The 10,532-nt window shown below is 65.9% G+C and carries 10 protein-coding genes; 6 read left to right on the plus strand and 4 right to left on the minus strand.

The features are described from left to right. The first annotated feature begins 93 nt into the window (after nt 1-93). The 3 genes from rplM (at nt 94) to glmM (ending at nt 2,929) form a co-directional block, all read left to right on the plus strand. On the plus strand, nt 94-537 hold the full coding sequence (rplM, locus tag AC1DIP_RS02245; protein ID WP_015937805.1) for a 50S ribosomal protein L13: 444 nt from the start codon (nt 94-96) through the stop codon (nt 535-537). Between the two features lie 38 nt (nt 538-575). Next, nucleotides 576-1,079 (plus strand): 30S ribosomal protein S9, encoded by a 504-nt coding sequence (gene rpsI, locus AC1DIP_RS02250; protein ID WP_159631395.1) that lies wholly within the window; start codon nt 576-578, stop codon nt 1,077-1,079. Between the two features lie 488 nt (nt 1,080-1,567). Further along, nucleotides 1,568-2,929 (plus strand): phosphoglucosamine mutase, encoded by a 1,362-nt coding sequence (glmM, locus tag AC1DIP_RS02255; RefSeq protein ID WP_477732671.1) that lies wholly within the window; start codon nt 1,568-1,570, stop codon nt 2,927-2,929. Nucleotides 2,930-3,022: 93 nt separating this feature from the next. Here the strand turns inward: glmM and AC1DIP_RS02260 are convergent, their stop codons facing one another. The 4 genes from AC1DIP_RS02260 to coaA all read right to left on the minus strand — a co-directional run bounded on the left by AC1DIP_RS02260 (nt 3,023) and on the right by coaA (nt 6,250). Continuing rightward, a complete protein-coding gene (locus AC1DIP_RS02260; RefSeq protein ID WP_477732672.1) occupies nt 3,023-3,727 on the minus strand; it encodes a methyltransferase family protein in 705 nt (234 codons plus the stop codon). A 212-nt stretch (nt 3,728-3,939) separates the two neighbouring features. Then, nucleotides 3,940-4,329: a large conductance mechanosensitive channel protein MscL gene (gene mscL / locus AC1DIP_RS02265; protein ID WP_477732673.1), complete on the minus strand. Its 390-nt coding sequence runs from the start codon at nt 4,327-4,329 to the stop codon at nt 3,940-3,942. 92 nt (nt 4,330-4,421) lie between these two features. Further along, complete coding sequence (locus tag AC1DIP_RS02270; RefSeq protein WP_477732674.1) at nt 4,422-5,279, minus strand: M15 family metallopeptidase; 858 nt, start codon at nt 5,277-5,279, stop codon at nt 4,422-4,424. Between the two features lie 5 nt (nt 5,280-5,284). Continuing rightward, complete coding sequence (gene coaA, locus AC1DIP_RS02275) at nt 5,285-6,250, minus strand: type I pantothenate kinase (RefSeq protein WP_476206343.1); 966 nt, start codon at nt 6,248-6,250, stop codon at nt 5,285-5,287. A gap of 134 nt (nt 6,251-6,384) precedes the next feature. On the opposite strand from coaA, the gene glmS reads away from it, so the two are divergent. The 3 genes from glmS to AC1DIP_RS02290 all read left to right on the plus strand — a co-directional run bounded on the left by glmS (nt 6,385) and on the right by AC1DIP_RS02290 (nt 10,464). Next, complete coding sequence (glmS, locus tag AC1DIP_RS02280) at nt 6,385-8,277, plus strand: glutamine--fructose-6-phosphate transaminase (isomerizing) (protein ID WP_477732675.1); 1,893 nt, start codon at nt 6,385-6,387, stop codon at nt 8,275-8,277. 240 nt (nt 8,278-8,517) lie between these two features. Next, the gene (locus AC1DIP_RS02285; protein WP_141159808.1) at nt 8,518-8,865 is read left to right on the plus strand and encodes a holo-ACP synthase; all 348 of its coding nucleotides are present in this window, start codon (nt 8,518-8,520) and stop codon (nt 8,863-8,865) included. A gap of 15 nt (nt 8,866-8,880) precedes the next feature. Then, the gene (locus AC1DIP_RS02290; protein ID WP_477732676.1) at nt 8,881-10,464 is read left to right on the plus strand and encodes an NAD(P)H-hydrate dehydratase; all 1,584 of its coding nucleotides are present in this window, start codon (nt 8,881-8,883) and stop codon (nt 10,462-10,464) included. The last annotated feature ends 68 nt before the right edge of the window (nt 10,465-10,532 follow it).

The raw sequence follows: 10,532 nt of genomic DNA on the forward strand, positions 1-10,532 counted from the left end.
GCCCTCACCTCTGTTCCGGTAGCGCGCAGACAGTAGGTGCGCGCGCTAGCGACACCTAAACAAGAACGCCAGAACAAGAACGAGGCAAACACCGTGCGTACGTACACCCCGAAGCCCGGCGATATCAACCGCCAGTGGCACGTCATTGACGCCACCGACGTTGTCCTTGGTCGTCTTGCAAGCCAGACCGCAATCCTGCTGCGCGGCAAGCACAAGGCCACTTTCGCATCCCACATGGACATGGGCGACTTTGTCATCATCATCAACGCCGAAAAGGTAGCCCTGACCGGCGCCAAGCTGGAGCAGAAGCGCGCATACCGCCACTCCGGCTACCCGGGCGGCCTGACCTCCGTCAACTACGCGGAACTGCTGGAATCAAACCCGGTCCGCGCCGTTGAGAAGGCCATCAAGGGCATGCTCCCCAAGAACTCCCTCGCTGCCCAGCAGCTGGGCAAGCTGAAGGTGTACCGCGGTGCTGAGCACCCGCACGCTGCCCAGCAGCCCAAGACTTTCGAAATCACCCAGGTCGCCCAGTAGTCCTGGCCACCAAACAACTTATCTATACAAGGAGAATCGTGGCTCAGAACGAAGAGACCACCGAGGTCGTCGAGGCCGAGGAAAACCTGACCAGCTACACCTCTGAGAGCTCAGCTGCTGAAGCTGCTCCCAAGAAGGAGCGTCCGGCCCTGACCGTTGCCGGCGCAGCTGTTGGCCGCCGCAAGGAAGCTGTTGCACGCGTTCGCGTCGTGCCCGGCTCCGGCAAGTGGACCATCAACGGCCGCGAGCTGGCGAACTACTTCCCGAACAAGCTGCACCAGCAGGACGTCAACGAGCCCTTCAAGATCCTTGATCTTGAAGGCGCCTACGACGTTATCGCCCGCATCCACGGCGGCGGCATCTCCGGCCAGGCCGGTGCCCTGCGCCTCGGAATCGCCCGTTCGTTGAACGAGATCGACGTCGAGAACAACCGCCCGACGCTGAAGAAGGCCGGTTACCTGTCCCGCGACGCCCGTGTCATCGAGCGTAAGAAGGCCGGTCTCAAGAAGGCCCGCAAGGCCCAGCAGTACTCCAAGCGCTAAATCCGCTTGTACAAAAGCCCGTCCCACCGGTTGGTGTGGCGGGCTTTTGCCGTTAAGTCTGTGGCACATCAACCAGTAGGGCGCATCATCATTGCCGGAGCCCAAGGAATCGGCTAGATTGGCGTCTGACCAGCGACTTCGAGTGGGACCGGGCGCGTTCGTAGTAAGCGGGCGGCCAAGTGTGGACATAAGTCTCGCGCGCATCCTAACCAGGATTTCGCCCGATGACAGACTGCACCAAGGTGACTCATCCAAACCGCAAGCGCGCCCAGTACGTGCTGCAGAGGATCGTCGAAAGAGCTGGTCAGGGCCGGAAAGTACCGGCAAGCGTGTATCCTTGCTCACCGTGTAACGGGTGGCACCTGACATCGAAGAAAATTACCGGCGCCTGGAAGAAGTTTCAGGTCCCCGTTGGGCGGCGGGCACGGCGCGGGTGTGTTTGACCAGCCGTTTAAAGCTGCGGCAACCCCATCCTCTAGACTTGACCGGTGTCTAGATTATTTGGAACTGATGGTGTCCGGGGGCTGGCCAACGGCCTGCTGACAGCAGAGCTTGCCCTGCAGTTGGCCCAGGCGGCCGCTGTCGTGCTCGGCCACGACCGCAACTCCAACGGCTCCCGGCCCCGCGCCGTGCTGGCCCGTGACCCGCGAGCCAGCGGTGAATTCATCGCCGCCGCCGTGGAAGCCGGCCTCTCCAGCTCGGGCATCGACGTCTACGACGCCGGCGTCCTGCCCACCCCCGCAGCCGCCTACCTGGTCGCGGACCTGGACGCCGACTTCGGCGTCATGATCTCCGCCTCCCACAACCCGGCGCCGGACAACGGCATCAAGTTCTTCGCCCGCGGCGGCCAAAAGCTGCCCGACGAGGTGGAGGACGCCATCGAGGCCCAGATGAGCAAGGAAGCCGTCCGCCCCACCGGCCCCGACGTCGGCCGCATCCAGCGCTTCTCCGATGCCGAAGACCGCTACATCGTCCACCTGCTCCGCACCCTGCCGCACCGCCTGGACGGCCTCACCGTTGTACTGGACTGCGCCAACGGTGCCGCCAGCGGCTGCTCGCCCCAGCTTTTCAAGGACGCAGGAGCCCACGTCATCGTCATCGGCGCGGATCCGGACGGACTGAACATCAACGACGGCGTGGGCTCCACCCACTTGGGGCCGCTCAAGGACGCAGTGATCAAGTACGGTGCCAACCTGGGCATCGCTCACGACGGCGACGCTGACCGCTGCTTGGCCGTGGACCATGAAGGCAGCGAGGTGGACGGCGACCAGATCATGGCCATCCTTGCCGTCGCGCTCAAGAAGGCCGGCAAGCTCAAGGACGATGTCCTAGTGGCCACCGTCATGAGCAACCTGGGCCTCAAAATTGCCCTGCGCGACGCGGGCATCACCATTCTGGAAACAGCAGTGGGGGACCGCTACGTCCTCGAGGGCATGCGCGACGGCGGCTACAACCTCGGCGGCGAGCAGTCCGGCCACGTCATTTTCTCCGACCATGCGACCACCGGTGACGGCCTCCTTACCGGCCTGCAGCTCGCCGCGCAGGTGGCCCTGACCGGGAAACCGCTCAAGGAGCTCGCCACGGTCATGACGAAGCTCCCGCAGGTACTCATCAACGTCAAGGGCGTCGACCGCAGCCGGGTCAGCAGCAACGGCGTCCTGGCCCAGGCCGTGGCGGCAGCGGAAGCCGCCCTGGGTGACACCGGCCGGGTCCTGCTCCGTCCCTCCGGCACCGAACCCGTGGTCCGTGTGATGGTGGAGGCGGCGGACGAGGAAACCGCCCAGTCCATCGCTGAACACCTTGCCCGGGTGGTCCGGACGGAGCTCGCCCTGGAGCTCGCCTCAAACTAGAAGTCAAAGGAAATGTGGCCCGCCTCCCGAAAGGGAAGCGGGCCACATTTCGCTGGCGGACCTGCCAAGCGGTTTCCGGGACCATCAGCAGGGTCAGAACAGGCCGGGCACGAACCGCGCAGTCCGCAGCTTGTATGCGGCATATTCGGGCACGTTTTCGGCCAGCAGCTGTTCCTCCTGAATTGCCCGGTATGCCTGAACGGCTGCCAGTGCCACAAGGATTGCCGTCTTCAGCAGAGTGGGGCTGAAGCACACAGCCCCGGTCAGGGTGATCAGCTCTCCAACGTAAAGAGGGTTGCGGATCAGCCGGTAGGGGCCGTGCTGTACGAGCGTTCTTACCTGGGGCTCCACGCCGAAACTCTTGCCAAGCGTCATCAGGGACCAGACAGTAAAGACCATTCCCAGGGTCATGAGCGCCACCGAAAAAAGTGCCAGACCTTCAGATACTTCCGTCCCGCCGGCAAACGCGAACAGGAACGGCAGGAAGGTCCCAACGTAGGCCGCGACTGTGGGAGCGATGCGTCCGGTCCGGGCACTTGCGGAATTCCTGGTCAAGAGGAAGTAGACCGCCAACAGGTAAAAGACAGTCATCAATACTTGGTAGGAGAGCTGCAATGCGCCGACCAGAGCCGAGGGAGAAGCAGCCTTCGAGCCCGAAAACAGCGCGGAGACCGCCCACAATAACAAGAGCGCCATGATCGGGACGAGAATTACCCGTTCAATGTCAATTGACGTTGACTGCTGGCGATGTTTCATCAAAACCTTCCAGAGAGTTGCAGATCCAACATCTGCAGCCACGGTTCCGCGGCCTCCCCAATGAGGCTGCGGTGCACTGAGCCTAATAGGACAAGGGGACCTAATGGCGTAAATTTCCCATAAATTGCCCCGATCCTGAGCAAGACCCGCAGGTAGTCACGACAACGCGGGACCCAACTAGCCGCGAACCTCTGCAAACCAATTGTGGCCCGCCTCCCAAAGGAGACGGGCCACAGTTGTGGGGCGGATACGGGTCAGATATTCCGGCTCTGGAGGGAGTCACGGATTTCGGTCAGCAGGGCGATCTGCGGGTCCTCGGCAGATTCTTCCTTGACATCAGGGTCGATCCCGAGCCGGCGGTTGCGCCGCTCGATCATGTGGTTCATCGGAAGGACCACAACGAAGTAGATGGCGGCAGCGATCAGGACGAAGGAAATGATGGAAGAGATGACCCGGCCGTAAAGGAAGCCGTTCCACTGCATTTCCTCGATGCCCTTGGCCTGGAAGAGCAGGCCGATCAGCGGGGTGAGCAGGCCCTCCACGATTGATGTGACAACAGCACCGAACGCGGCACCCATCACGACGGCGACGGCAAGGTCAACAACGTTGCCCTTCATAATGAAATTCTTGAATCCAGTCAGCATGGGACCCACGCTAGCCCACGGAGGGAGTGCTTCAGATAACGCGGCGGTAAATTTTTGGCGCGTCATGGGAACTGGACTGGCGTCTTGGACGTTTAGGGGTATCCCGGTGCCGCTTCCAGCCCGAAGTATTCCTCCAGCGTTCCGATGCCGCGGTTCAGCATGTCCGTGGCCGCCTCCACGCCTACGTACCGCAGGTGCCACGGCTCGTAGTAGTACCCCGTGATGGGGTGCAGCATCCACGGGTAGCGCACCACGAATCCGAACCGGTGCCCGTTCGCTTTCGCCCACGTGGCGGCAGGCTGCTCCGCGAAGCACGGCTGGAAGCTGCACGCACCCCCACCGTCCCCGATGTCGAACGCCCATCCCGTCTGGTGCTCCGAGTGGCCGGGCCGCGCACTGGCGGTGTCGGCGTCGGCCTGTCCCCGCGCCGCGACGTACCCGTTGTAGGTGGTCACCTGAGTGCTGTACGAGCGGTAGCCGCTGGCCAGGACAATCGCCACGCCATCCCTTGCGGCCGCAGCGAACATCGCCTCCGCCGCTGCGGCGGTGGTGCTGTTGAGCAGCGCAGCCTCACCCGCGGCGGAGATGGCGACGGCGGGACGCACCAAGTCGGCCGGCACATAGTCGGCGGGCTTCAGTGCCCGGTGCTTGTTCACGATGACCCAGGGGCTGGCCGGATCATCAAGCGAAAATTGCCGTGCCAGCGTTGCCGAGGGCGACGGTGTGGGGGACGGCGTCCCGGACGGCTGGCCCACCGTGGCCGCGTCCGCCGTCGTGCCCGCTGTTGCGGTGGCGGCGGCAGGGGAGGGGGACGGTGAGGCAGCCGCGGACGACGACGGCGCCGCCTTGGGTGCCTCCGGCGTGCAGGCGGACAGGACAGTCAGCCCGGCCCCCGCAGCGAGGAAGCGCGTGAAGCTGCGCCGGCTGTATGACCCACATTCGTAGCACACCTGTGCTAAACCTTCCGGAGCAGCATCCGGCGGATGGAATGGTCCGCCTCTTTAGTCAGCACCAGCTGCGCCCGGCCGCGGGTAGGCAGCACGTTCTCCTCCAGGTTGGGCTCGTTGATCCGCTTCCAAATGTCCCGGGCGGTCTCCTCCGCCTCGTCGTCGGAGAGCGTGGCGTAGCGGTGGAAGTAGGATTCCGGCTGCGCGAACGCGGTGCTCCGCAGCTTCCGGAACCGGTCCACGTACCACTCCTCGATGTAGGAGGTCTTGGCGTCCACGTAGATGGAGAAGTCAAAGAAGTCACTCAATGCCAGGCCCTGCCGGCCGTCATGCCGGGGGCGGGCCGGGGCCAGCACGTTCAGGCCCTCCACGATGAGCACGTCCGGGCGGCGGACCACCACTTCCTTGCCGGGAACAATGTCGTACGTGACGTGCGAATACCAGGGTGCCCGCACTTCCTCGGCGCCGCCCTTGATCTCGCTCACGAAGCGCAGCAGCGCCCGCCGGTCATAGGACTCCGGGAAGCCCTTCCGGTCCAGCAGTTGCCGGCGCTTAAGCTCGGCCAGCGGGTAGAGGAATCCGTCGGTGGTAATCAGCTCAACGTTGGGGGTGCCGGGCCAGCGGCGCAGCATTTCCCGCAGCACACGGGCGATGGTGGACTTGCCCACTGCGACCGAGCCGGCCACACCGATCACGAAGGGGGTGCGCTGGGTCTGCTCGCCCAGGAACGTGGTGGTGGCCGCGTGGAGTTGCCCGGCAGCTTCCACGTACAGGTGCAGGAGCCGTGACAGCGGCAGGTAGACGTCACTGACCTCCTTGATGTCCAAGGGGTCGCCGAGCCCGCGGAGGCGCAGCACGTCCTCTTCATTGAGGGGCTGTTCCATCTGGGCTGCGAGCCGGGACCAGGTATGCCGGTCCAGCTCCACGAACGGCGAGGCACCCTCCCCGTTCGCTTCATTGCGTTGCGAAGTCACCTAAAGATTCTGCCCCGCGCCGGGCCCATCGCGAAATGACGCCCCTGCTCAGCGCGGCGGCACCCGTCACGGAGGCGCCGCACCGCGGCCCTCCGGTTTAGAGCAAGTGGCACGCGCCCGATAGTCTTGTGCCTATGTGTGGAATCGTGGGTTACGTAGGCCGTTCGGTTGACGGTGCAATTAATGGCCACAGTGCCTTGGATGTTGTCCTTGAGGGGCTGCGGCGCCTGGAGTACCGCGGTTATGACTCTGCCGGTGTGGCTGTGGTGTCCCAGGGGGCCATCGAGTCGCGGAAGAAGTCCGGGAAGCTGAGCAACCTGATTGGTGAGCTGGAGGCCCGGCCCTTGCCAGAGACCCTGACCGGTATCGGCCACACGCGGTGGGCGACGCACGGCGGCCCGACGGACCGCAACGCGCACCCGCACCTGGCTGACGGCGGCAAGCTGGCCGTGATCCACAACGGCATCATCGAAAACTTCGCCGAGCTCAAGCTGGAGCTGCTGGAGAAGGGTGTGACGTTCCTGTCCGAGACGGACACCGAGGTCGCTGCCGCGCTGCTGGCCGACATCCTCCGCAACCAGTTGGGCGGGGACACCGCCCACGGTGGCCTGACCAAGGCCATGGAGCTCGCCTGCCAGCGCCTCGAGGGCGCTTTCACCCTGCTGGCCGTGCACGCTTACCAGCCCGACGTCGTCGTGGCCGCCCGCCGTAACTCACCGCTGGTGGTGGGCCTGGGCGAGGGGGAGAACTTCCTGGGCTCGGACGTGTCCGGGTTCATCGACTACACCCGCCGGGCGGTGGAACTGGGCCAGGACCAGATCGTCACGATCACTGCCGATTCCGTGGAGATCACTGATTTCTATGGCAACCCGGCCTCCGGCAAGGAATACCACGTGGACTGGGATCCGGCCTCGGCGGAAAAGGGCGGGTTCTCCTCGTTCATGGAGAAGGAAATCCATGACCAGCCCGACGCCGTGGCGCAGACCCTGCTGGGCCGCTCGGACATCAAGGGCAAGCTGACCCTGGATGAGCTGCGGATCGATCCGGAGCTGCTGAAGCAGGTCAACAAGATCATCGTGCTGGCCTGCGGCACCGCCGCGTATGCGGGCATGGTGGCGAAGTACGCGATTGAGAACTGGTGCCGGATCCCTACCGAGGTGGAGCTCGCGCATGAGTTCCGTTACCGGGATCCGATCCTGGACGAGAAGACCCTGGTGGTCTCCATCTCCCAGTCCGGGGAGACCATGGACACGCTGATGGCTGTCCGGTACGCCCGGGAACAGGGTGCGAAGACCATCTCGATCTGCAACACCAACGGCTCCACCATCCCGCGCGAATCCGACGCGGTGCTCTACACGCACGCCGGCCCGGAGATCGCGGTGGCCTCCACCAAGGCGTTCCTGGCCCAGATCACGGCCGCGTACCTGCTGGGCCTGTACCTGGCGCAGTTGCGCGGGAACATCTTCTCGGGCCAGATCAAGGACGTCCTGGCGGACCTGAACAAGATCCCCGCCAAGATCCAGACCATCCTGGACAACGCCGGCCCGCTGCGTGAACTGGCCCGGTCCATGGCGGACGAGAAGTCCGTGCTGTTCCTGGGCCGGCACGTGGGCTACCCCGTGGCCCTCGAAGGCGCCCTGAAGCTCAAGGAGATCGCGTACATCCACGCCGAAGGCTTCGCCGCCGGTGAACTCAAGCACGGCCCCATCGCCCTGATCGATGAAGGCCAGCCCGTGTTCGTCGTCGTCCCGTCCCCGCGCGGGCGTGACTCGCTGCACGCCAAGGTGGTCTCCAACATCCAGGAAGTCCGCGCCCGCGGCGCCCGGACCCTGGTCATCGCCGAGGAAGGCGACGAGGCCGTGAAGGCCTACGCCGAGTACGTCTTCTACGTCCCGGAGACCCCCACCCTCCTGATGCCCCTGCTGACCACCGTCCCGCTGCAGATCTTCGCCGCGGAACTCGCAGCAGCCAAGGGCTACGACGTGGACCAGCCCCGCAACCTCGCCAAGAGCGTCACCGTCGAATAACCGGCACACTGCAGGACAGCTGAAGCCCCGGGCCGTACGGCCCGGGGCTTCAGCGTTAACCCCTGGGGTCGAACGGGTTTGCGTAACTTTTGGCCCGCCCCGGCCACGGAAGCCCTTTGGTGCCAGGGTGCGCTCCGCGCAACCAGCCTGAAAGTCACGCTTTTCCGCTGATGGCGGACAGCCCCAATGACCGGCGCGCACCAGCCTTCCGGCCGCCACCGCCACCGTAGAATGGCACCCATGATCGTTGGCATCGGGGTAGACGTAGTAGACATCGAGCGGTTCGGGCGGCAACTGGAACGGACGCCGGGCCTGAGGGACCGCCTGTTCGTGCCCGCGGAACGGGAACTGAACACCCGGTCCCTGGCCGCCCGGTTCGCCGCCAAGGAAGCGGTGGCCAAGGTCCTCGGTGCGCCCGCCGGCATGAACTGGCAGGACTGCTGGATCGGCCTCGACAGCAACGGGCCCACCGTCCAGGTCAAGGGAACCGTCCTTGCCGTTGCCGAGGCCAAGGGCGTCAAGCGCTGGCACCTCTCCATCAGCCACGACGGCGGCATCGCCACAGCCACGGTCCTGGCCGAAGGCTGACCAGGCCCCCGACGCATGATCAGCGCCTACACCGGAACGCAGGTCCGGGCCGCCGAGGAGCCGCTCCTGGCCGCCGGGCTGGGGGACGTGCTCATGCGGCGCGCCTCGCACGGCCTGGCCAACGCCGTCGTCAATGAACTCAAGGCACGCGGCAGCCGCCTGAACGGCGCCCGCGTGGTGGTGCTGGCAGGCAAGGGCAACAACGGCGGTGACGGCCTGTTTGCCGGCGCCTTCCTGGCCGCCCGGGGAATGCGTACGACGGCGGTGCTCACCGGAGACGCGGCCCATCCGGAAGGCCTGGCCGCATTTGAGCGCGCCGGCGGCCGGGTGCGGCGCCTCACCGACGCGGAACTTCCGGGGCTGGCGGAAGAAGCCGCCCGGGCCGACGTCGTGATTGATGCCGTGCTGGGAACCGGCGCCAAGGGCGGGCTGCGGGGGAGCGACGCGGACCTGGTCCAGGCTCTGGCCGGCGCACACCGCCGCGGACTTGTGGTGGCCTGCGACCTTCCCAGCGGCGTGGACGCGGACACCGGCGAGGCCACCGAGCCGGTCCTGCCGGCCGACCTGACGGTCACGTTCGGGGGAGCTAAGAACGGCCTGCTGGCGGACCCCGGCGCTGACTTCGCCGGCCGGGTGCTGGTGGTGCCCATCGGGATCGGTGAGCACCTGCCGGCACCCTCCCTGCGCCGGCTCGAGGACGCTGACATGGCACGCCTCCTGCCGCACCCGTCCCGGCGGGCCCAGAAGTACTCCCGCGGCGTGCTGGGTGTCGTGGCCGGCTCCGAGGACTACCCCGGCGCTGCGGTCCTCGCCTGCCGGGGAGCCCTGGCCGCGGGTGTGGGCATGGTCAGATACCTCGGGCCGCCGTCGGTGGCCGACCTGGTCCGCCAGTCGTGCCCGGAAGTTGTCTGCAGCACCGGGACCGTGGCTGAAAACCGCGTGCAGGCCTGGCTGGTGGGCTCCGGCCTGGGTCCGGGCGACCATGATCAACTGACCCGGGCGCGGGACGCGATCGCGTCCGATCTTCCGGTGGTGGCCGATGCCGGTGCGCTGCCCGCGCTCCCCGCGATCCTGCCCCCGCACGTGGTGCTGACCCCGCACGCCGGGGAACTCGCGTCGTTGTTCCAGCGGCTGCGCCACCCGGAGGACCGGGAGGCGGTGGAGGCCGGAACGCTGGCAGCCGTGCGCAACGCGGCAGAGCGCACCGGGGCTACCGTCCTGCTCAAGGGCGCCACCACGCTCGTGGCTGCACCGCGGGGCGCCACCTTCAGCCAGGCGGACGGCACGCCCTGGCTCGCCACCGCCGGCAGCGGGGATGTGCTGGCCGGCGTCATCGGTGCGCTGCTCGCCCAGGCAGGGGACGACGTCGGGCCCTTCCTGGATCTGGGCATCGAAGGGGACGGCCGGTGGGCTGCCATCGCCGCGCTGGGTGCCGCGTTGCATGGCCGGGCCGGGAGGGCGGCATCGGAGGCGGCGTCCGGCGGGCCGATCGCCGCTGGCGGAATTGCAGATGCCCTACCCGAAACCTGGGGTAAAGTCAGCATGCTTAGTAACTATGAAGCCTGGAAACGTAATAGTCACAGCCAACCACTACGGTAGGCATTAGTTCGCACCAGCAGCAGGGGCGTTCCAATGCCGTCTGCTGCTGACCAATAAATGAGGAGCAC

Source organism: Pseudarthrobacter sp. 05T312, from assembly GCF_056396685.1.